20 protein-coding genes are annotated in these 23,100 nt (G+C 59.0%); 19 read left to right on the forward strand and 1 reads right to left on the reverse strand.

The window, feature by feature from the left end:
* Positions 1–55: 55 nt before the first annotated feature.
* The 8 genes from F8N85_RS13700 (at position 56) to F8N85_RS13735 (ending at position 6,264) form a co-directional block, all read left to right on the forward strand.
* Entirely contained in the window at positions 56–367 is a 312-nt protein-coding gene (locus F8N85_RS13700) for a hypothetical protein (protein ID WP_150804137.1), read from the forward strand.
* A 46-nt stretch (positions 368–413) separates the two neighbouring features.
* On the forward strand, positions 414–815 hold the full coding sequence (locus F8N85_RS13705; RefSeq protein ID WP_150804138.1) for a DUF2946 domain-containing protein: 402 nt from the start codon (positions 414–416) through the stop codon (positions 813–815).
* A gap of 48 nt (positions 816–863) precedes the next feature.
* Positions 864–1,343 carry a copper chaperone PCu(A)C gene (locus F8N85_RS13710; protein WP_150804139.1) on the forward strand — a complete coding sequence of 160 codons (480 nt, stop codon included), beginning with the start codon at positions 864–866 and terminating at the stop codon, positions 1,341–1,343.
* 25 nt (positions 1,344–1,368) lie between these two features.
* Complete coding sequence (locus F8N85_RS13715) at positions 1,369–1,800, forward strand: DUF2946 domain-containing protein (protein WP_412072491.1); 432 nt, start codon at positions 1,369–1,371, stop codon at positions 1,798–1,800.
* Positions 1,801–1,936: 136 nt separating this feature from the next.
* Positions 1,937–3,319 carry a PepSY-associated TM helix domain-containing protein gene (locus tag F8N85_RS13720; RefSeq protein WP_150804140.1) on the forward strand — a complete coding sequence of 461 codons (1,383 nt, stop codon included), beginning with the start codon at positions 1,937–1,939 and terminating at the stop codon, positions 3,317–3,319.
* 193 nt (positions 3,320–3,512) lie between these two features.
* Positions 3,513–4,301, forward strand: a complete 789-nt coding sequence (locus F8N85_RS13725; protein WP_150804141.1) for an ABC transporter ATP-binding protein — start codon at positions 3,513–3,515, stop codon at positions 4,299–4,301.
* Entirely contained in the window at positions 4,298–5,257 is a 960-nt protein-coding gene (locus F8N85_RS13730) for an ABC transporter substrate-binding protein (protein WP_150804142.1), read from the forward strand. The genes F8N85_RS13725 and F8N85_RS13730 overlap by 4 nt, the downstream gene beginning before the upstream one ends.
* Positions 5,254–6,264, forward strand: coding sequence for a FecCD family ABC transporter permease (locus F8N85_RS13735; RefSeq protein WP_150804143.1), 1,011 nt, complete (start codon positions 5,254–5,256; stop codon positions 6,262–6,264). The genes F8N85_RS13730 and F8N85_RS13735 overlap by 4 nt, the downstream gene beginning before the upstream one ends.
* A 102-nt stretch (positions 6,265–6,366) precedes the next feature.
* Here the strand turns inward: F8N85_RS13735 and F8N85_RS13740 are convergent, their stop codons facing one another.
* On the reverse strand, positions 6,367–12,441 hold the full coding sequence (locus F8N85_RS13740; protein ID WP_191636180.1) for a DUF4329 domain-containing protein: 6,075 nt from the start codon (positions 12,439–12,441) through the stop codon (positions 6,367–6,369).
* A 271-nt stretch (positions 12,442–12,712) separates the two neighbouring features.
* On the opposite strand from F8N85_RS13740, the gene urtA reads away from it, so the two are divergent.
* From urtA to ureC, 11 genes are all read left to right on the forward strand, one after another.
* Positions 12,713–13,978, forward strand: coding sequence for an urea ABC transporter substrate-binding protein (gene urtA / locus F8N85_RS13745; RefSeq protein ID WP_150804145.1), 1,266 nt, complete (start codon positions 12,713–12,715; stop codon positions 13,976–13,978).
* A gap of 163 nt (positions 13,979–14,141) precedes the next feature.
* Positions 14,142–15,644 carry an urea ABC transporter permease subunit UrtB gene (urtB, locus tag F8N85_RS13750; RefSeq protein WP_150804146.1) on the forward strand — a complete coding sequence of 501 codons (1,503 nt, stop codon included), beginning with the start codon at positions 14,142–14,144 and terminating at the stop codon, positions 15,642–15,644.
* Positions 15,644–16,723 carry an urea ABC transporter permease subunit UrtC gene (urtC, locus tag F8N85_RS13755; protein ID WP_150804147.1) on the forward strand — a complete coding sequence of 360 codons (1,080 nt, stop codon included), beginning with the start codon at positions 15,644–15,646 and terminating at the stop codon, positions 16,721–16,723. The genes urtB and urtC overlap by 1 nt, the downstream gene beginning before the upstream one ends.
* Entirely contained in the window at positions 16,720–17,580 is an 861-nt protein-coding gene (gene urtD, locus F8N85_RS13760; RefSeq protein WP_150804148.1) for an urea ABC transporter ATP-binding protein UrtD, read from the forward strand. The genes urtC and urtD overlap by 4 nt, the downstream gene beginning before the upstream one ends.
* Positions 17,581–17,740: 160 nt before the next feature.
* Entirely contained in the window at positions 17,741–18,439 is a 699-nt protein-coding gene (urtE, locus tag F8N85_RS13765; RefSeq protein ID WP_150804149.1) for an urea ABC transporter ATP-binding subunit UrtE, read from the forward strand.
* A 30-nt stretch (positions 18,440–18,469) separates the two neighbouring features.
* The gene (locus F8N85_RS13770) at positions 18,470–19,309 is read left to right on the forward strand and encodes an urease accessory protein UreD (RefSeq protein WP_150804150.1); all 840 of its coding nucleotides are present in this window, start codon (positions 18,470–18,472) and stop codon (positions 19,307–19,309) included.
* 140 nt (positions 19,310–19,449) lie between these two features.
* Positions 19,450–19,752, forward strand: coding sequence for an urease subunit gamma (gene ureA, locus F8N85_RS13775; RefSeq protein WP_150804151.1), 303 nt, complete (start codon positions 19,450–19,452; stop codon positions 19,750–19,752).
* 9 nt (positions 19,753–19,761) lie between these two features.
* Positions 19,762–20,295, forward strand: coding sequence for a GNAT family N-acetyltransferase (locus F8N85_RS13780; RefSeq protein WP_150804152.1), 534 nt, complete (start codon positions 19,762–19,764; stop codon positions 20,293–20,295).
* A 6-nt stretch (positions 20,296–20,301) separates the two neighbouring features.
* Entirely contained in the window at positions 20,302–20,835 is a 534-nt protein-coding gene (locus F8N85_RS13785; protein ID WP_150804153.1) for a GNAT family N-acetyltransferase, read from the forward strand.
* Positions 20,832–21,140 (forward strand): urease subunit beta, encoded by a 309-nt coding sequence (locus F8N85_RS13790; protein ID WP_150804154.1) that lies wholly within the window; start codon positions 20,832–20,834, stop codon positions 21,138–21,140. Before F8N85_RS13785 ends, F8N85_RS13790 begins: the two co-directional genes overlap by 4 nt.
* Before the next feature lie 175 nt (positions 21,141–21,315).
* Positions 21,316–23,016: an urease subunit alpha gene (gene ureC / locus F8N85_RS13795; RefSeq protein ID WP_150804155.1), complete on the forward strand. Its 1,701-nt coding sequence runs from the start codon at positions 21,316–21,318 to the stop codon at positions 23,014–23,016.
* Positions 23,017–23,100: the final 84 nt, after the last annotated feature.

Consider the following 23,100-nt stretch of genomic DNA (forward strand, 5'->3'; position numbering starts at 1 on the left):
AGCATCAGCACCTGTAAAAAACAGGTGCCTCAAGACTCGTGTTCAGAGGCCCGGGATGACTGAAAAATCTACCCGCTTCGATGTCTCCGATTATCTCCAGACCCCTTTAGAGATGTCCGCCTATCTGAAGGCTTGCAAGGAAAATGATTCGGGCGATGGCAGCTTGATTCGCTTGGGATTCAAAGATGTCATGCACACCATCAGCATACGAACCCAGCACGACCCGATATTCGCTCAGGCATTACGAATCGAAGCCGCTACACTCTTTCAAAACGGCGAGCCGGAACTCGCACGCAGGCTTTTGCAGCTACTGACCAAGGCGTTGCGACACCAAACCGCACGCGGTCTTTTTACTTATCGACCCTGATCAGGCTAAATACCCCGCTTGATCGTCCACACCACCGGATCTGACCATGTCCCGACAACGGCTTGCATTTGCCTGGATCGCCTGCTTCGCAGTGCTGTTCAACATGCTCGCCATGCCGAATTCCGGGACGATGGCCCAGGCGGCAAATCAGTCGTCGGCCGAGCAGTTGTTGTGGGGCAGTTTCTGTTCCTCGAACGGCACCCGGCTGGTGGCTATTTCGCTGGGCACTCCTGAACAAAAAGCTCCGCAGAACGACGATCACTCCAATATGCAGCATTGCTGGTGCTGCTCGGGTTCGGCGCCATTGGTGGCGTTGCCGGGGCATGTGTCGCAGCTGTATTTCGCGCGTTTGGAGTCCAATCGAAGCCTGCCACCCCAAACCTTCGAAACGCCCACGCCGCGCCAGCAATGGCCGAGTCTCAATCCCCGTGCCTCGCCTCTGGTCTGATTCCCTCTCGCAATTGATCTGCGTTTTGAATCGTTCTGGAGAACTGCCATGTTGAAACAAACACTGCTTCTAGCCGCGTTGCTGTTGCCTGCCTGCTTTGCCAATGCGCACGAATATGTTGCCGGCGAGTTGCAGATCGCTCACCCCTGGTCGCAAGAACTGCCGCCGAATGCCCCGACGGTTGCGGCGTATTTTGTCATTCACAACAACGGCAAAAGCGCCGATCGCCTGCTCAGCGTCGCCTCGCCGATCGCAGGCATCGCCCAGTTGCACGAGCATGTGAAGCAGGGTGAGCTGATGAAAATGCAGCAGGTACCGAGCGTGGAGATCCCTGCTGGCGGTGTAGTCACTTTCGCGCCAATGGGGTACCACGTGATGCTGCTGGAGCTCAAAGACCGCAGCCTGCTGAGCGACGGCAAGCGTTTCCCGTTGACCCTGCATTTCGAGAAATCTGGCGATGTGACGGTTGAGGTCGCGGTGCAGAAACAACCGCCAGCCGGCTCCGAAACGCACAAGCACGCGCAGTAATCACAGGCTCAATCCTGTGACAGCCCTGCGCTCGCCAGGCCTCAGGCAATCAGTTCCGCGTCATCACTCATTGCGAGTAAAGCGCGGCAGCTGGATCAGCCTGTTCGCCATGCTGATGATCTTTATCGGTCCGCTGATTTCCCAGGCGATGCCGATGGATCACGCCATGCCGATGAACATGTCGATGGACATGCGCATCGACGAGCCCGGCTGCCACGCCGCTTCGCAACACCACCCGAACCCTGCCAAGGCACCTGCCGAGCAGCAGATGCTCTGGGAGAAGTGCGGCTATTGCGGCCTGCTGTACAACTGCCCGGCACTGCCTGGCGGCCTGTCGTTCGCGGCCTTCGACACACCGCCAACGTCGAGTGTCATCAGCCTTTCCCCGCGCCAGGGTCATGCCCGGCAAACGGTATTCCTCGGTGCCCGCACCCGCGCCCCGCCCATCCTCAGGTAACCCCCCGCACCTCACATCATCCGGCCGACTGCAGAAAATACTGCAGGCTGCAGGCCGTGTTGTTCTAGCGAATGACTGCGAAGCGGTCAACAACCAGACAACTAAAACAGATCCATGCCCACGCGGAGCACACCTGATGACCCCACCTAAAGTGTCTTTCTACAACCTGGCCTGGCGCTGGCATTTCTATGCAGGGCTGTTCGTCGCGCCGTTCATGGTGATGCTGGCCCTGACCGGCATCATCTACCTGTTCAAACCCCAGCTCGACCCGTTGATGTACGGCAACCTGCTGAACGTTCCCGCCGGTCATCACACATTGAGTGCCGATGAGCAACTGCGCCGTGTGCAGATCGCCTATCCACAGGGGCAGATCAGCCAATATCTGCCGCCGATCAATACCGAACGCAGCGCACAGTTCGTGGTGCAAAACGGTGGCAACGAACTGAACGTATTCATTGACCCCTATCGCGGAGAAATCCTCGGCGACCAGGACGCCAAGAGCAACCTGCAAGCCATCGCCCGCGCCATCCATGGTGAGTTGATGATCGGTACTGTCGGTGATCGACTGGTCGAACTGGCTGCCGGCTGGGGCATCATGCTGGTGGTTTCCGGTCTGTACCTGTGGTGGCCACGTGGCAAGTCGCCGGCCGGCGTGTTGTGGCCACGCTTGAGCAATCGTGGCCGGCTATTCTGGCGCGACCTGCATACAGTGACTGGTTTCTGGGGCGCGGGGTTGCTGCTGGTGATGCTGCTCAGCGGCATGACCTGGACCGGCGTCTGGGGCAAGCAATACGCCGAACTCTGGAACCGCTTCCCGGTGGCCATGTGGAACGACGTACCGAAGTCTGATCAAGAGGCTCGCAGCCTCAATACCGCGACGCGCCAGACCGTGCCATGGGCCATGGAAAATACGCCGCTGCCGGTGTCCGGCGACCATGCCGAACACATGGCTCACGCGGGAGCGACAAGCGCTCCGGCCGCGCCGAGCATCGCCTTGCAAGACGTGCAGGACATCGCCACACAGCGCCAGGTCGAACCCGGCTACAGCATCACCTTCCCGACCACCGCCAGTGGTGTATTCACCATCGCCGTGTTCGCCGACGACCCGCGCAACGACGCCACCCTGCATGTCGATCAATACACCGGCAAAGTGCTCGCCGATGTCCGTTGGGAGCACTACAACACGGTCGCTCGCGCCACGGAAATAGGCGTGATGCTGCATGAAGGCAAGATGTTCGGAACAGTCAATCAGATAGCTGTTCTGCTGGTATGCCTGATGATTCTGCTCAGTGCGGTCAGTGGTGTAGTGATCTGGTGGAAGCGTCGTCCACAAGGTCGGCTCGGTGTTCCGCCGTTGCGCCATGACCTGCCAAAGTGGAAAACCGCGATGGTCATCATGTTTGCGCTGGCGGTGGCATTTCCGTTGGTGGGTGCTTCGTTGGTCGTGGTGTGGATTCTCGATCGTGTGTTGCTGTCACGACTGATGGGGAAAGCTGAGTCCGCTTCATCTTCAAGCTGAAGACGGCGAGGTACAAGCAACGGGCCTACAGGCACTACAATGCCGGCCCCAAAAGATCGCAGCCTGCGGCAGCTCCTACAGGTATTGCGTACACCTGATTATTGCGGGTGCACGGAGTCGGCGTAGGAGCTGCCACAGGCTGCGATCCTGGCGATCTTGTGCAACTTAAAACTCTCAACGAAAAGAAAACCGCATGACCTCGCTGAACCTCACTAACCTGGCCTGGACACCCCTGGGCCATGGCCACTGCCATCACCAGTTCCAACTGCGTGAAACCAGCCTGCAGGTGGCAGCGGGAGAGTTCGTCGGCTTGATCGGGCCCAATGGCAGCGGCAAGACCAGCCTGCTGCGCTGTGCCTATCGCTTTAGCAAACCGGAAAGCGGCGAGGTCAGACTTGACCATCACAACGTCTGGAAGCAGTCACCTCGATGGTGCGCGCAACGCATTGCGGTGGTGCTGCAGGAGTTTCCCGACGCCTTTGGCCTGACGGTCGAGGAAGTGGTCGCCATGGGCCGCACGCCGCACAAAGGCCTGTTCGATGGCGACACCCTTGAAGACCGGCACATCTGCCAGCAAGCATTGCAATCGGTCGGCCTGTCCGGTTTCGAGGACCACGCTTTCGCCACGCTGTCGGGCGGTGAAAAGCAGCGAGTGATCCTCGCTCGCGCCCTGGCTCAACAACCGCAACTGCTGCTCCTCGACGAGCCGACCAATCACCTCGACCCCCGTTATCAGCTAGAGCTGTTGCAACTGGTCAAACGCTTGAAGATCGGCACCCTCGCCAGCATCCACGACCTCAATCTGGCCGCGGCCTTTTGTGATCGACTGTACGTCATCAACGGCGGACGCATCGTCGCCAGCGGACCGCCGAGCGAAGTGCTGACCGTTACGCTGCTGCGCGAGGTGTTCGGTGTCGAGGCCTTGATCGATCAACACCCGCTGTCCGGCTACCCTCGAATTACCTGGATAACCCAAGCATGATTTTGCCTTCCCTGCTGCGCACCTGCCTGTCCGTCGCCCTGCTGTCGGGCACTGCCCAGGCATTCGCCGCGGCCACCCATTACCCGTTGACGATCCACAGCTGTAACCGCGAAGTGACGTTCAAAGAGGCACCGAAACACGCCCTCAGCCACGACATCAACATGACCCAAATGATGCTCGCCCTCGGTCTCAAACCAAGCATGGTCGGGTACAGCGGCATCAGTGGCTGGAAAGCCGTGACGCCAGAAATGCAGACCATCCTCGATGGCTTGCCGGAACTGGCAGCCAAGTACCCGTCGGTGGAAACCCTGCTCAATGCCAACGTCGATTTTTTCTTCGCCGGCTGGGATTACGGCATGCGCGTGGGCGGCGACCTGACCCCGCAGACCCTCGGCCCACTGGGGATCAATGTCTACGAGCTGACCGAATCCTGCGCCTTCGTGATGAAGCGTCCACCGGCCACTCTGGAGGATACTTACAATGACCTGCGCAACCTCGGAAAGATTTTCGACGTACAGGATCGTGCCAATCAGTTGATCGCGCAGATGCAAGAACAGGTCGCCGACGTGCAGAAGGATCTGCCAGCAGAAAAACCCAGGGTGTTCCTCTACGACAGCGGCGAAGATCGCGCCATGACTTCCGGGCGCCTGGGTATGCCGCAAGCGCTGATCGACGCCGCCGGCGGGCGCAATATCCTCGACGACGTCGAGGCCAGCTGGACCCGGGTCAACTGGGAGAACGTGGTCGAGCGCAACCCGCAAGTCATCGTAATCGTCGACTACGGCGAAGTCAGTGCCGGGCAGAAGCAGCAGTTCCTGGAGAACAACCCGGCGCTGCAATCGGTGGATGCGATCAAGAACCGGCGTTTCATTGTCATCCCCTACGTCCAGGCCACACCGGGCATCGATAATGTCGCGGCGATCGAGACCATGGCCAAGGGTTTCCACGGCAAATGATCAACCGTCGTTATGCCTTGCTGTTGATCGGTCTCGGCGCGCTGCTGTTGGTGTCCTGCGTGATTTCGCTGGGCTTTGGTTCGGCGCGGGTACCGGTGGATGTGGTCTGGCGGATTCTGCTGCACAAGGCATTCGGTTTCGGTGAGGTGAGCTGGAGTGCCGGGCAGGAACACATCGTCTGGCTGATTCGCGTACCGCGGATGGTGCTCGGTGCCTTGGTAGGCGCTGGCCTGGCACTGATCGGCGCGGTGTTGCAAGCGGTGACCCGCAATCCCTTGGCCGACCCGCACCTGCTGGGCGTGACTTCCGGCGCCACCCTGGGCGCAGTGATCGTGGTGTTGCATGTCGGTGAAATCGTCGGTCTGTTGACCTTGCCGATCGCGGCGTTTATCGGTGCATTGCTGAGCATGCTGGTGGTGCTGGCCATCGCCAATCGCAACGGTCGGCTGGACAGTGATCGGCTGCTGCTGTGCGGCGTCGCGGTGTCCTTCGTGATGATGGCCATCGCCAACCTGCTGCTGTTTCTCGGCGATCACCGCGCCAGTTCCGCGGTGATGTTCTGGATGCTTGGCGGCCTTGGCCTGGCGCGCTGGGAGTTGCTGGCGATTCCCGCCGCCAGTGTCTTGCTCGGGCTGGTGTTGCTGCTGGGCATGGCACGGCCGCTGAATGCCTTGATGGCCGGCGAACAGACCGCCGTGACCCTCGGGCTGAATGCCCGGACCGTGCGCTTGCGGGTATTTCTGATCGCCTCGCTGATGACCGGGGTGCTGGTGTCCATCAGCGGCTCGATCGGCTTTGTCGGGCTGATGGTGCCGCATATCGCCCGCCGCCTGGTCGGCGCCGAGCATCGGCGATTGCTGCCGGTGTGCGTGTTGCTGGGCAGTGTTTTTCTGGTGTGGGTCGACGTTGCCGCGCGTACGCTGATAGCGCCCGAGGACTTGCCGATTGGAGTGGCCACCGCAGCCATCGGTGGGTTGTTTTTTATTGGGTTGATGCGCAGGCGTTAAAAAGCCCCTTCAACTTCAATCACTGAAGGGGCTCATTGCCTGGTCGGCGGTTGGTTGTTTACGCGGACCTGAAGCAGCCATTGTTACAGATGACCAGGCGGATCATTCGCGCTTTTTCAGTGCTAGCAACAGCCTCGAACCGACCTGACTACGCGGTTGCCAGAATGTATCGGCCTCCAGAATGTATAGCTTGCCCGAGGTCGCCAACGTGGTGATGACCTCACTTGGTCTGAAGCGAACTGCACCGGTTTTTTCGTCTATCCAGCCATTGCGCAGCATATCGTTTTCGTCCTCCTGATAGCTGGGCACGAACGAAAGCAAGGCACCGTTTCGAGGGGTGAAATAGTAATGGGCGTCAGAGACATTATCAGTCCTGAACATTTCTATGAACGCGCGGATCTCTTCCTGTGAAATGAAATGGCGGGAGAGCGCCTCCTCATATCGGTCACTGAATGGCTGACGTTTTTCGTCCAGCTTGTAGATCTGCTGCACCCCCATCACCTTGTAGCCGGCAGGATACTTATCGGAGACGGTTTGAAATCTCATATTCATGACCCCCTCAAAGAGACGACGATAAGCCGCTGTAGATGAGCGAAGACCGACCGCTACGCTGGGGCCTGTGTCATCCAACGGCTCAACGGCGACAAATGTAGAGGTGGTGTCATTCCTCAGGATGCCCCCTAGATAAGCCTTGCCCTGAAATGTTCCAAACCGGCGCCATACCCCCCGCGCAGCGTCATCCGCATGGGAACACAGGGGGCCGAGCGCCAATCGTTGATTACTGATCAGCCCCGGCGCCGAACCGTCCCGAGGTCTCCAGGTTTGCTCCACACGGCCTTTGGTGGCCCAGATCGCACTGCTGATCAGCACACTCAAATCACCGGCACGAGCCACCTTGCGGATGTATTCTGCAGGGTTGCCATCCCCTTGCAGGGTCTTCACGTAGGCCTTCATCTTGTCGGAATCATGCAGGTCATTGTCCCCACTCACGGCCTCGTACTTGAGCAAGGCCCCATCGGCGCAAGACAGGTACAACGGTTGGAACCGAGGTACCGCTACCGAAGAAATGACCGCCACTGCCGCCAAGGCTACCTGTAGTACAGAAGGGGGAATAAAGCTGCGATAGACCTCGTTTCTCGGCAACTCTTCAGGTTGTCGAGCCGGCGCACAGAGATAAAGTCCCTGTACTGCATACCCGGTCGGTAGCTGGCCCCGAAGAAAAACCCGCTCGAACGAAAACTTCAAGTCATCTCCGGTGACTGGCAGGCTTGTTACCCAGTGTGCGAGCCGCGATGACGCAAGAATGAAGCCAAAGGTCCATTGGTCACGTTTCCCGGCATGCTCATGGGCATAACGCACGGCATCATCCATGTGACAGAACGCCGGGCTCAACGCCCGGTCGGCCGTCGCAAACCGTACAGACTCAGGGGCCTGGTACCCAAGCCGCTGCGGCTGCCAGGCGGCAATCACTTTGCGCGCAGGGCCCCAGAGGTTACTGCTCTGCACAACATGCAAGTCCCCAGCCTTGACCAGCTGATTGACCCACTCCGTGGGCGTACCCGCGCCGTTGCGAATTCGCCGTTCGATCAGGTTGCTCCACGGATCATGGGGGGAATCGCTGGATGGCGCGAGCTGGTTCTCCAGCAGCGTTACGCGAGCCGTCAGCTCGTTCTTGAGTGACGCAGTCAATAGATCATGGCCATCATCATGTAAGGTGAAACTGACAATGGAACCCTCCGGCCCGAACAGGTACTCGTGAGTCCAGAGATGATCCGACGCCAGTGCTGTTGAGATCACCTCGGTAGAAAGCATGTTGCAATACACCGTCTTCTCCAACCCCGGTAGCAGGAACGGAAACTCCATCAGTCCTCGTGAGCGATAGCGGGCTACGGTTTGACATCCTGGTACCAGCAGGGTCTGGGCTACATCTTCATCTGGAAGAATCCATTTCGGGTCGAAGTCCTCCGATGGCACCACAAGCGGTTCGGTCGCGACGAACAAACCGTCAGCACGTTTTAGAACCAACCCTCCATAAATACTGTCGCGACGAGAGCCCAGCAGCTGATAAACATAACGGACCGCATCGGCCTGACAGATAAACGCCGGGCTCAAGGCACGACGTGCATAATCTGGATAGGGCTTCCACTTCGCCGACAACCTGACGGGGCTCTGCTCGCCCCAGAACTCATTAAGTACAACTACTGTCAACCAGCTCAGGGTGATCACCTTCCTGACAAAGTCCTTTGGCAGCAGCTGTCCGCTGACCAGCTGCGTATGAACATCTTCGGCCGTTCCCGAGGGCTGAATTTGCGCATCGAACAAGGTCGTCGAATTAACTGTCTGGTATCTCAACAACGCCCTGTCCAGGGTCGAGATATAGACGGGCAACCCTGCCGGCTCATCCTTCAGTTGCCTACGTCGAGCTTCAAAGAAGGCTTGATACAGGTCGCTCGAAGAGATGAAGTGCTGCGCCAACCAGCTCTCGGTCGAGCTGAGACCTTTGGGCATCCACTGCCGGGCATAGAAAAGACCGATCAGGTCGAAATCCATCGGATGCTCGAAATCCCCGGTGTCATCGGTAGGGAACAGGCTGGCGAGAGAAAAAAGTTTCTGCTTTTGGCTGGCAGCAACCGTTTCACTGACGATGTACTCCTCTTTATTTTTATGCTTGAGGATAAAACCAAAACAGGTCTGGTCTGGGCCATAACGCCGTACCCGCTCATGAGCATCTTTGGCAGCAGCATCCGCGCTGGAAAATATCGCACCATAGGCCACCTGCTCGGGCACCTCATGATCCTTGGCTGCGGGAAAGGCTTTCCAGTGCTCGGGAACCATCCCCGGCGCGCCCCATAACTCACTCCCGACGACGACCCGCAAGCCGCCAGCATCGGCCAGTTGTTTGACGATGCCTTCAGGCTTCAACACCCCGCTCACCAGATCCTGCGCCATCAGGCTGCCCTTTGGTCCAGGCGCTACTTGCTTGAACAGAGTGTTTTCAACAGCGGAACCACTGGTGTCATAGGCGATCAAGGAATCTTCGGCGTTGGAGAGATAGACCAATGGAACGCGATGGCGGTTCTGGATGATGGTGTGGATGTCCACATCGGAGAACATCTGCGAATCAATACACGCCTGTTCCCGGGTCCACGAAAGTCGCGTCATTTTGTCCGGGTCGTACAGGGAGAAAGCCTGGCACGAGGCATACATCCCATGCAGAACAAGGTGTTCAGGCAGTATCGCTTCTCCGGTAGCATCCGCAGGATAGATGTACCCGAGGGTGAATCGTCCCGACTTGAAGTTGTCGAGCGGTTCGGTGACGACAAACCGCTGATCCTGGCGCTGCAGGATATACCCGCTGAAGCCATAATCACGCTGATTGCCGATACGTTCGTGGGCGTAGCGGGCCGCATCGTCTGCCGTAAGAAAGGCAGGGCTCAGGACGGGTTTCGGATGGAGAGCGAAGGGCTGCCAGTCCTGGCCCACAAGGCCTTGGACATCCCACAGTCTCCCGGTCTGAACCACCGACAACGCTCCTGCCGCCGCCACTCGTTTTACAAACTCGGCAGGCGTCAGTGTTCCTGCGGCCAGCTCTGCTTGGTCACCGTTGTCCCTGACGATCCCATGAGGGTTAACGGCATATAACTGATTCTCTTGGGCAGATTGAGAGAATACATACCTCAACTGCGCACCGTCTCGGGTGCTTATGTAGAGCGCGAAATCACTCGGCTTTGCGACTCGGGAGGTCCCGATAGCCAATGCGAAATCCATGGGTGAGACAAAACACTCGTAAAGCCACTTTTCTTTAAGTGACGACCGGGTGTCAGGCAAAGACAGATAACACACACCTTGGATGGCATAGCCCTCGGGGAGTTTGGGCTTACCCGCATCACCAACAGAAAAGGCGTGCAGCGGCGAAAACAACGGCAGCGATGTCTGGACGGAATCGATGACGACCGGATCGGTGACCACATACTCCTCGGCCTGCATGCTCTTGAGAATAAAAGCGACTTGTTTGACTGTGGACGTTAACCGCATCTGATCATGGGCATATTGCGCGGTCGTTCCCGGATCCTGAAAAACCCAACTGAACGGTGGATCTACAGGTGACGCAGAGAGAAACGGCTCATACGCAATCCAGGTGGTTGGTACCTTGCCGCGCGAGCCTCTCCAAGTCGGATTCGAAATGACGACGTTCAGCTCACCGAGCTTCACGAGTTTTTTGACCAACTGCTCCGCTGATCCGTCAAACCCGTCGAGCTGTGTGCCAATCTCTCCACCGTCCTTCAAAGCACTGTCCAACAATGCGCTAAAGTTTCGTTCTTCCTGAGAATGACTGCACACGTATTTAACCAATGAGCCATCAGGACCCGAGTTATAAAGCGTCGGGATCGATTCTCTGCCTGACGTTATCGCCGCGATGTATTGAAAACCGGGCATACTCGTGAACAGTTTTATCCGGTCATCCGACCAGGTTGGCTGTGCCGTTTTTATCTTCGCCTGGGTATTCGCACGGGCGACATAGAAAGCCTTGTAACGATAACCCGGAAGTTCAATCAACTTGTTGGATACCCCTCCGGCAAAAGGCAGCCCCCAGTCTTTTTTCCATTGTTCTCTGGCTATTGGAGCTGTGGCAAAAAACTTGCCGTCCGCACGCTGAAGGACATAACCAAAATGGGCAACATCACGCTTGCCGCCAACCTGGTAGTGAGCGTAACGAGCTGCATCATCGGCAGAAAGAAAAACAGGACTCAACGATTGATGGATCCGCTCAAAAGGCCGCCATTTCTGCCCCACGACACCCGGCTTGTCCCACACGTCACCGGTTTCCAGCACCGTCAACTCGCCGGCATTGGCTACCCTCAGAACGAAGTTATAGGGCGTCAAGGTTCCCGCCTTCAACTCTCTCTGAGCAGCACTACCTTGTTCCGCCAGAAGCTGAGTTTCGGCATCGGAGCCGGAGCACTTGTAACTCAACAGTGCGTTTCCTGTAGCCCGCATATAAAGCGTCAGGCCCCGCTGGCTGTCCTGCAGATAAGTGTCTGTGCGCGACTGGGTGATAGCCGTAGCGAGCTCAGCCGGGGAAAAGAAGTTCTTGTAAAGCCAGGCTTCCTTGGCGGGCAGCTGGGCCGGATCCGGTTGGGAGGAGTAGTAGATGCCTTCAATCCGGAAGTTGGAAGGCAGTTTTGGTCTCCCGTCGGGACGCTTCGCGAATAACACCTCAGGAGCATACAGCGGTTGCGTTGTGATAACCGGTTCGGTTGAAACGTACTCATCCTTGGCTACACCTTTGAGGATAAACACCACTTGCCTGCTGTCTGGCATGCGACGCATACGGGTCTGTGCGTGATCCAGTGCGGCGTTTGCATCATCGAACACGGGACTGCAGGCAGGCTGATTCCTGGGGGACTCGAATGTTTCAAAAGGAACCCAGTCGGTGGGCACCGTCCCGACGGACCCGCCCCAGGTCTCACTCGAAACAAGAAAGGAAAGCTCTCCGACAGAAGCCGTTTTCTTGAACACCCCTTCAACCGTTCCATCATGTGCGTGAGGCGACTCCCATGGGCCACTTGTGTCCAGCCAATGAACATACTGACGCTCCGCTTCCGTACCGCTGGGTTTGTACTTCAACAAGGCCCCATCAGGTCCTGATAGATACGCTGACGCAAAAGTGCTGCGTTCGGCATAGTTGAAGCTGATGTCCGGCACCGAGTAAAAACTCATGAACGCCTTGATCTGCTGGTCCGACCACGTTGGATTCAATTGTTTTGTATAGTCAAAGGCCTCTGGATGCGAGTGCAAACTACCCACGATACGATAGCCATCGGGATGTGCAAAATCACCCGTTGACTCCCTTTTCAAAATGGACAGCCAATTGAAGGTTTTGCTTTTACCGGTAATCGGTTCAGTTGCAAAAAACCTGTTATCCGACAGGCGTCGCAGAATGACGCTCCCATATTCCACATCACGTTTACTACCGATGCGCTCGTGAGCATAACGCGCGGCGTCATCTTCACTGATGAACGCCGGGCTGAGTGGCGGCAGCACTGCATCCGACTCGGGTCCTGCGGCCCGTTCCTGTCGAGAAAGATATCGTTCCATGATTTCCTCTTTAAAATTGAATACGCCGAGTATCCCCATCACCCGCTTCTTCGAAGGCGGCGCAAGGACACCTGCCATCTTCAAGATCTTGAATAGCGCCAGGCTGTAAATAGTTATCGTGTGGCGCGAATGCCGCGTCTGAACGTCCCGGCTCGGCCTCAGGCACCACATAAGCGCACCGCTTGCACCCGCACCGCCATTGAGCCCTGACTTGGTGCGCAGACGTGCAAAAAAACGCCTTCTACCTCCGCAAACGTCGACCTGCCCCATCTGGGCACAGCCCTTGCACAAGCTCCCTCAGCGTCCGTATCTGCCCACCAAAAAAAATTGAGTTCATGGAGATCGCACAATGAAGCGTCGTAGCTTGATCAAGGCTTTCACACTCTCGGCATCGATTGCCGCGATGGGCATGACCTGGAGCATCCAGGCCGCGGAGACCATCAAGGTCGGGATTCTGCACTCGTTGTCGGGAACCATGGCGATCTCTGAAACCTCACTCAAAGACATGGCGTTGATGACTATCGACGAGATCAACGCCAAAGGCGGCGTGAACGGCAAGATGCTCGAACCGGTGGTCGTCGACCCGGCGTCGAACTGGCCGCTGTTCGCCGAAAAGGGTCGGCAGTTGCTGACCCAGGACAAGGTCGCGGTGGTGTTCGGTTGCTGGACTTCAGTGTCGCGTAAATCGGTGTTGCCGGTGTTCGAAGAACTCAACGGCCTGCTGTTCTACCCGGTGCAATACGAAGGTGAAGAGATGTCGCCGAACGTCTTCTACACCGGCGCGGCGCCGAACCAGCAGGCGATTCCGGCGGTGGAATACCTGATGAGCGAAGAAGGCGGCAGCGCCAAGCGCTACTTCCTGCTCGGTACCGACTACGTCTACCCGCGGACCACCAACAAAATCCTGCGCTCGTTCCTGCATGCCAAAGGTGTCGCGGACAAGGACATCGAAGAGGTCTACACCCCGTTCGGCCACAGCGATTACCAGACCATCGTGGCCAACATCAAAAAATTCTCGGCCGGCGGCAAGACGGCGGTGATCTCCACGGTCAATGGCGACTCCAACGTGCCGTTCTATAAAGAGCTGGCTAACCAGGGCCTGAAAGCCACCGACGTTCCGGTCGTGGCATTCTCGGTCGGGGAAGAAGAACTGCGCGGCATCGACACCAAGCCGCTGGTGGGCAACCTCGCGGCGTGGAACTACTTCGAATCCGTCGAGAACCCGGTCAACCAGAAATTCGTCGCCGACTGGAAAGCCTACGCCAAGAAGAAAAACCTGCCGGGCGCCGATAAAGCCGTGACCAACGACCCGATGGAAGCCACTTACGTCGGCATCCACATGTGGGCGCAGGCGGTGGAAAAAGCCAAATCCACTGACGTCAACAAAGTCCGTGAAGCCCTGGCCGGCCAGACCTTCCCCGCGCCGTCGGGTTACACCCTGACCATGGACAAGACCAACCACCACCTGCACAAGCCGGTGATGATCGGCGAGATTCAGGCCGACGGTCAGTTCTCGGTGGTCTGGCAGACCGACGGCCCGATCCGCGCCGAGCCATGGAGCCCGTTCATTCCAGGTAACGACAAGAAGCCGGATTATGCGGTGAAGAGCAACTGAGTCACTGGATGTCGGGGCCGGGCACAAAGCTCGGGCCCGACATAATTCCCTGTGGGAGCGAGCTTGCTCGCGATGGGGCCATGACAGTCAACATTGATGGTGAATGTCAGTCCGCTATCGCGAGCAAGCTCGCTCCCACACAGTCCGCGCAAGGCGACTCTCTATGCCCACTGCCCTTTACCGCTTAATCCTCGTATTCGCACTGCTATTGCCGATAGCTGCCCATGCCGGCGACGCCGAAGACTTCATCGCGGCGAATCCCGTGCAGCAAGCCAAACTACTGGAGGCCTGGGCCGCGCAGCCCGATCCGGCCCGAGTCGAGCTGATCAATGCCTTGCAACAAGGCCAATTGACCGTCGATGGCCAAGCCAAAACCCTGCGCCTGAACAACCGCCTGCGGGGCCTGATCGACACCGCCCTGGCCAGCCATCAACTGCTTGCCGCTGACGCCAAGGTGCGTCTGGTCGCGGCGCAGCAACTGCAAAAAAGCGCCAAACCGGCGCAGCTGAAACTCCTCGACCAGCAACTCGCCGGTGAACAGGATCAAGGCGTTCATGCCGCCCTGAGCCTGGCCCTGGCCAACCTGCAACTGGTGGACAGCGATCCGGCGGTGCGTCTGGCGGCGGTACGGCTGCTCGGAGAAACCGGAGATCCGCTGGCTCGCACCCGCCTGGAAGGCTTGCTCGAACCCGGCGTTGAAGCCGACGCCACTGTTCGCACCGCCGCCGAAACCAGCCTGGCTCAGGTCAAACGCAAACTGATGGTCGGCGAGATGCTCGGCCAGGCCTTCAGCGGTATGTCCCTGGGTTCGATTCTACTGCTGGCGGCCCTGGGTCTGGCGATCACCTTCGGCTTGCTCGGCGTGATCAACATGGCCCACGGCGAGATGCTGATGCTCGGTGCCTACGCCACCTATGTGGTGCAGTTGCTACTCCAGCGCTTCGCGCCGCAAGCCATCGAGCTCTATCCGCTGGTGGCGCTGCCAGTGGCGTTTTTTGTCACCGCCGGGATCGGCATGGCGCTGGAGCGCACGGTGATTCGTCACCTCTACGGCCGTCCTTTGGAAACGCTGCTGGCGACCTGGGGCATCAGCCTGATGCTGATCCAGTTGGTGCGTCTGGTGTTTGGTGCGCAGAATGTCGAAGTCGCCAACCCGGCCTGGTTGTCGGGCGGCATTCAAGTGCTGCCCAACCTGGTGCTACCGTACAACCGCATCGTGATCATCGCGTTCGCCTTGTTTGTCGTGGTGCTGACCTGGTTGTTGCTGAACAAGACCCGCCTCGGCCTGAACGTGCGCGCCGTGACCCAGAACCGCAACATGGCCGCCTGCTGTGGCGTGCCCACGGGACGGGTGGACATGCTCGCCTTCGGCCTCGGCTCGGGCATCGCCGGGCTCGGTGGCGTTGCCTTGAGTCAGGTCGGCAACGTCGGTCCTGACCTGGGCCAGAGCTACATCATCGACTCGTTCCTGGTGGTGGTGCTCGGCGGTGTCGGCCAGTTGGCCGGTAGCGTGCTGGCAGCCTTCGGCCTGGGCATCGCCAACAAGATCCTCGAACCCCAGATCGGCGCCGTGCTCGGCAAGATCCTGATCCTCGCGCTGATCATTCTGTTTATCCAGAAACGCCCGCAAGGACTCTTCGCACTGAAAGGACGGGTGATCGACTGATGAACCAGCCCCTGATGCTCACGGCTACGCAAAAAGCCGGAACCAAAGTCACCCTGATCGTCGGCAGTCTGGTGCTCGCACTGCTGCTGGCCTTGCCGCTGCTATCGCTGTTGGCGGCGGACCATCCGCTGCATGTCTCGGCCTATACCCTGACCCTGGTGGGCAAGATTCTCTGCTACGCAATTGTCGCGCTGGCGCTGGATCTGGTCTGGGGTTATGCCGGTTTGCTGTCCCTCGGCCACGGCCTGTTCTTCGCCCTCGGCGGTTATGCGATGGGCATGTATTTGATGCGCCAGGCCGCGGGCGATGGGTTACCGGCATTCATGACTTTTTTGTCGTGGACTGAATTGCCCTGGTATTGGACTGGCACCAGCAGCTTCCTGTGGGCCATGTGCCTGGTGGTGCTGGCGCCGGGTTTGCTCGCGCTGGTGTTCGGCTTCTTCGCCTTCCGTTCGCGGATCAAGGGCGTGTACTTCTCGATCATGACCCAGGCCCTGACCTTCGCCGGGATGCTGCTGTTCTTTCGCAACGAAACCGGGTTTGGCGGCAACAACGGCTTCACCAATTTCCGCAGCATTCTCGGTTTCGGTATCACCGAACCGGGCACCCGGGCGGTGCTGTTTGTGGCCACGGTGCTGTTGTTGGTGGCCAGTCTGTTCATCGGCTGGCGCCTGGCGCAAAGCAAGTTCGGCCGGGTGCTGACGGCCCTGCGTGACGCGGAAAACCGCCTGATGTTCTGCGGCTATGATCCGCGCGGTTTCAAGTTGTTTGTCTGGGTGCTGAGTGCCGTGTTGTGTGGCCTGGCAGGTGCGCTGTATGTGCCGCAAGTGGGGATCATCAACCCCAGCGAAATGTCGCCGACCAACTCCATCGAAGCGGCAGTGTGGGTCGCTCTCGGCGGTCGCGGCACGCTGATCGGGCCACTGCTCGGCGCTGGCGTGGTCAATGGCATGAAGAGCTGGTTCACCGTGGCCTTCCCGGAGTACTGGCTGTTCTTCCTCGGCGCGCTGTTTATCGTCGTGACCCTGTACCTGCCTAAAGGTGTGATCGGCCTGCTGAAGAAGAGGGGTGAACAATGAGAATTACACCTACCGCCGAATTCATGCTCGAGCCGATCCTTGAACCGAACAAAGACGCTGGCAGCAGCCGTGATGCCATTGGCCTTGGCCAGTCTGTTGGCAAGGGCCTGAACACCCGCCACGGCACCATCCTGACCCTGGAAGATATCAGCGTCAGCTTCGATGGTTTCAAGGCCTTGAACGATTTGAACCTGTACATCGGCGTTGGCGAATTGCGCTGCATCATCGGCCCCAACGGTGCCGGAAAAACCACGCTGATGGATGTGATCACCGGCAAGACCCGGCCCAGCCACGGCAAGGCCTGGTTCGGCGAGACCCTGGATTTGACGCACATGAGCGAAGTGCAGATTGCCCAGTCCGGGATCGGTCGCAAGTTCCAGAAGCCAACGGTGTTCGAAGCCTTGAGCGTGTTCGAGAACCTTGAACTGGCGCAGAAAACCGACAAATCGGTATGGGCCAGCCTGCGGGCCAAACTCAATGGCGAGCAAAAAGACCGAATTGCCGACGTCCTGGAAACCATTCGCCTGACTACCTCGGTCAATCGCCCGGCGGGTTTGCTGTCCCACGGTCAGAAGCAGTTCCTGGAGATCGGCATGTTGTTGATGCAAGACCCGCAACTGCTGCTGCTCGATGAACCCGTTGCGGGCATGACTGACGCCGAAACCGAATTTACCGCCGAGCTCTTCAAGAGCCTGGCCGGCAAGCACTCGCTGATGGTGGTGGAACACGACATGGGCTTCGTCGGCTCGATCGCCGATCACGTCACGGTGTTGCACCAGGGCAGTGTGTTGGCCGAGGGATCGCTGGAGCAGGTGCAGGACAATGAGCGGGTGATCGAGGTGTATCTAGGCCGATAACCAACCTCTCCTGTAGGAGCTGTCGAGCGCAGCGAGGCTGCGATCTTTTGATCTCCCCATATCACTCCTCAGCAAGATCAAAAGATCAAAAGATCAAAAGATCGCAGCCTGCGGCAGCTCCTACGAGAGCGGGTCCGCGTGAACCATAAGGGATTCGAACATGCTTCAAGTCGAAAAATTGCACCAGTACTACGGCGGTAGCCACATCCTGCGGGGCCTGACGTTTAACGTGAAGGTCGGTGAAGTCACTTGCCTGCTCGGGCGTAACGGCGTCGGTAAAACCACTTTGCTCAAGTGCCTGATGGGTTTGCTGCCGGCCAAAGAAGGCGCGGTGAACTGGGAAGGCAAACCGATCACCACGTTCAAGCCGCACCAACGGGTGCATGCCGGGATCGCTTACGTGCCACAAGGCCGGGAGATCTTCGGCCGGCTGACAGTGGAAGAGAATTTGCTGATGGGCCTCTCGCGTTTCCCGGGTGCCGAAGCCAAAGAGGTTCCGGCCTTTATCTACGAGTTGTTCCCGGTGCTGCTGGAAATGAAGCAACGTCGCGGCGGCGATTTGTCCGGCGGCCAGCAGCAGCAATTGGCCATCGGCCGTGCGCTGGCCAGCCGCCCTCGCCTGCTGATTCTCGATGAGCCCACCGAAGGCATTCAGCCGTCGGTGATCAAGGAGATCGGGGCGGTGATCAAGAAGCTTGCAGCACGCGGTGACATGGCGATTTTGCTGGTGGAGCAGTTTTACGATTTCGCCGCGGAATTGGCCAATCAGTACCTGGTAATGTCCCGGGGCGAGATCGTCCAGCAAGGTCGAGGTGAAAACATGGAGGTTGAAGGTGTACGCGCACTGGTTACGATTTAATCTGTAATGTCCTGACGATAACTGGAAATCATGAATCTTCCTGCCCATACCGCACTGTTCACCCCCAGCTGGCACGCCGAGCTGGAACTCGGCTACGCCCGCTTCGGCGACAGTACGCGCCCGGTCCAGCGCCGGCACAAAGGTCCGCTGCGCGTGCAGAAGCACTTGTATGCCGAAGGGCCTGAAGTCTGCCAACACATCATCGTTCACCCGCCGGGCGGGATTGCCGGCGGCGACCGACTGGACATCAGCGCCCATGTCGGTACCGATGCCTGGGCGCAATTGACCAGCCCAGGAGCGGCCAAGTGGTATCGCGCTGCCGGCCCGGCCTATCAGAAGTTGGACTTGCACGTTGCAGCTGGTGCGACGCTCGAATGGCTGCCGCAGGAAACCATCATCTTCAGCGCCGCCCAGGCCGAACTCAGCACGACAATCGAACTTGAAGGCGACGCCCGGTTGTTCTACTGGGATGTGGTGGCGCTGGGTCGCCCGGCCAGCGGCGAGCGCTTTGAGCTGGGACATTTCCAGGCGCAACTGGATATCCGCCGCGACGGGCAGTTGCTCTGGCATGAACGCCAGCGCATTGTCGGTAACGATGGTTTACTCGACTCGCCGATCGGCCTCGACGGGCAACCGGTGTTTGCGACTTTGCTGGTAACCGGTGAAATTGATAGCGAATTGCTGGAAGTCTGCCGCTCGTTGCCCAATCCGGTGCGCGGTGATTTGACGCAACTGCCGGGGTTGTTGGTGGCTCGTTGTCTGGCGAGTGAAGCCTTGCAGGCACGGGGCTGGCTGATCGATTTGTGGCGGTTGCTGCGGCCGGTTCTACTCGAGCGCGAAGCCGTGCTGCCCAGAATATGGAGCACCTGAACATCGCCATCCCCTGTAGGAGCTGCCGCAGGCTGGGATCTTTTGATCTTCCTGAGGCGCGACATCCAAAGATCAAAAGATCCCAGCCTTCGGCAGCTCCTACGGATAGCGTATTCAACACAATTTGAAATGGACCCAAAATGGATCTGACCCCACGCGAAAAAGACAAGCTGCTGATCTTCACCGCAGGCCTGGTGGCCGAGCGGCGGCTGGCCCGCGGCGTAAAGCTCAACTACCCGGAAGCCATGGCCTATATCTCTGCGGCGCTGCTCGAAGGTGCCCGTGACGGCCGGACCGTGGCCGAGCTGATGCATTACGGCACCACCCTGCTCAGCCGCGAACAGGTGATGGAGGGCATCGCGCAAATGATCCCGGAAATCCAGGTCGAGGCGACCTTCCCCGACGGCACCAAACTGGTCACCGTCCACCAACCCATCGCTTGAGGGCCGCGCATGACTTACACCATTCGTGACGCCGAGGATGCCGACCTGCCGGCGATCCGCGACATCTACAACGATGCCGTGCGGAGCACCACGGCGATCTGGAACGAACAAGCCGTCGACCTCGGCAACCGTCAGGCCTGGTTCAGCGCCCGGCAATCCCAGGGTTATCCGATTCTGGTAATTGTCGACGGCGACAACAGCGTACTGGGCTACGCTTCGTTTGGTGACTGGCGGCCTTTTGATGGCTTCCGCCACACCGTCGAGCATTCGGTTTACGTGCGCAGCGACCAACGGGGTAACGGTCTCGGCCCACGGCTGATGGAAGCGCTGATCGAGCGCGCCAAAGGCTGCGGCAAACACGTGATGGTCGCAGCCATCGAGAGCGGCAACACCGCCTCGATTCGCCTGCACCAACGAGCCGGTTTCACCATCACCGGTCAGATGCCCCAAGTGGGCACCAAGTTCGGCCGCTGGCTCGACCTGACCTTTATGCAGCTGACCCTCAACCCAGGCGCGGAGCCCCCAGGCGCCAACCAGGAGTAATTCCCGATGAACGCCGCTCAACTGCGTCGAGTCCATGCTGAAAGCTTTGCGCACTATCGCCAGGGTTTGATTGAACTGCTGCTCGAGGCCGTGGGGTATGGCGCCAGCGTCGGCTTCATGGCAGATCTGAATGCCACTCAGGCCCGGGCTTATTTCGATGAGGTGCAGGCGAACCTTGAACAAGGCAACCTGCTGCTTTGGGTTGTGGTCAAGGACGAACAGGTACTGGCCAGCGTGCAGCTTGCACTCTGCCAGAAGGCCAACGGGCGCAATCGCGCCGAAGTGCAAAAACTGCTGGTGCGAGAACACGCACGGCGGCGTGGTCTGGGCCAGCAGTTGATGAGTGCCCTCGAGATTGCCGCACGCCAGCACAAACGCGGCATGCTCTACCTTGACACCGAAGCCGGCTCCGCAGCCGAAGACTTCTATCGCACCCTGGGCTACACCCGTGTCGGCGAAATCCCCGACTACGCCTGCAACCCGAGCGGCAGGTACCGCCCGACTGCCTTCTACTACAAGATCCTCGGAGGTATTGAATGATCCCTGGTGAATATCAGATCCAGCCCGGCGACATCGAACTCAACGCCGGACGCCGCACATTGAGCCTGAGCGTTGCCAACAGCGGCGACCGGCCGATCCAGGTCGGCTCGCACTATCACTTTTTCGAAGCCAATGACGCCCTGACCTTCGACCGCGCCGCCAGCCGCGGAATGCGCCTGAACATCCCGGCCGGCACCGCCACGCGCTTCGAGCCAGGGCAGACCCGCGACATCGAGCTGGTGGACCTGGCCGGATTGCGCCGGGTGTTCGGGTTTGCCGGGCGGGTCATGGGTGATCTGGATTGAAATCGGTCCCTGTGGCGAGGGGGCTTGCCCCCGTTCGGCCGCGAAGCGGTCGTAGAACCTGTGACCGCGATTTGCCAGATAGAACGCACTAGCCGAATTGCGAGTGCTGCGCATTCGAACGGGGGCAAGCCCCCTCGCCACAGTCTCAAACCCAATTGAATCCCAAGGCAAGCGCATGAAAATTTCAAGACAAGCCTACGCCGACATGTTCGGCCCCACCGTCGGTGACAAGGTCCGCCTGGCCGACACCGAACTGTGGATCGAAGTGGAAAAAGACTTCACCACCTACGGCGAAGAAGTGAAATTCGGCGGTGGAAAAGTGATCCGCGACGGCATGGGTCAAAGCCAGTTGCTCGCCGCCGAGGTGGTCGACACCCTGATCACCAACGCACTGATTATCGACCACTGGGGTATCGTCAAGGCCGACGTCGGCCTCAAGGACGGCCGCATCGCCGGCATCGGCAAGGCCGGCAATCCGGACATCCAGCCCGACGTGACCATCGCCGTCGGCGCCAGTACCGAAGTCATCGCCGGTGAAGGCATGATCCTCACCGCTGGCGGCATCGACACCCATATCCACTTCATCTGCCCGCAGCAGATCGAAGAAGCGCTGATGAGCGGCGTCACCACCATGATCGGTGGCGGCACCGGACCGGCCACCGGCACCAATGCCACCACCTGCACCTCCGGCCCCTGGCATCTGGCGCGCATGCTGCAGGCCGCCGATGCATTTCCGATGAATATCGGTTTTACCGGCAAGGGCAACGCCAGTCTGCCGGAGCCGCTGATCGAACAGGTCAAGGCCGGTGCCATCGGTCTCAAGCTGCACGAAGACTGGGGCACCACCCCGGCAGCCATCGACAACTGCCTGAGCGTTGCCGACCAGTACGATGTACAGGTGGCGATTCATACCGACACCCTGAATGAATCCGGCTTCGTCGAAACCACCCTCGCCGCGTTCAAGGGCCGCACCATCCACACCTACCACACCGAAGGCGCGGGTGGCGGGCACGCCCCGGACATTATCAAGGCCTGCGGTTTCCCTTATGTGCTGCCGAGCTCGACCAACCCGACCCGGCCGTTCACCCGCAACACCATCGACGAACACCTCGACATGCTGATGGTCTGTCATCACCTTGATCCGAGCATCGCCGAGGACGTGGCTTTCGCCGAAAGCCGTATCCGCCGTGAGACGATTGCCGCCGAAGACATCCTCCACGACCTCGGTGCATTTTCGATGATCAGCTCCGACAGCCAGGCCATGGGCCGCGTCGGTGAAGTCATCACCCGCACCTGGCAGACCGCCGACAAGATGAAAAAGCAGCGCGGCCCGTTGCCGGGTGATGGTGAAGGCAACGACAACTTTCGCGCCAAACGCTACATCGCCAAGTACACCATCAACCCGGCAATCACCCACGGCATCAGCCATGAAGTGGGCTCGATCGAAGTCGGTAAATGGGCCGACCTGGTGCTCTGGCGCCCGGCGTTCTTTGGCGTCAAACCGACCCTGATCCTCAAGGGCGGGGCGATTGCCGCCAGCCTGATGGGCGACGCCAACGCCTCGATCCCGACCCCGCAGCCGGTGCACTACCGACCGATGTTTGCCAGTTATGGTGGCTCGCTGCATGCCACTAGCATGACCTTTATCAGCCAGGCAGCACAGGACGCCGGGATTCCCGAGTCATTGGGCTTGAAGAAGAAAATCGCCGTGGTCAAAGGTTGCCGCAAGGTGCAGAAAACCGATCTGATCCACAACGACTACTTGCCGAATATCGAGGTCGATCCGCAAACTTATCAGGTCAAGGCTGACGGCGTATTGCTGTGGTGTGAGCCGGCTGAAGTACTGCCGATGGCGCAGCGGTATTTCTTGTTTTAAAGGAATGGACGCAGATAAAAAAACCCCGAAGCAGTCAACTGCATTCGGGGTTTTATCCTTGCAAGCTCGAAGTTTCAATCAAAA

Origin of the sequence: Pseudomonas fluorescens (assembly GCF_902497875.1) — a bacterium.
Classification (GTDB): domain Bacteria; phylum Pseudomonadota; class Gammaproteobacteria; order Pseudomonadales; family Pseudomonadaceae; genus Aquipseudomonas; species Aquipseudomonas fluorescens_BR.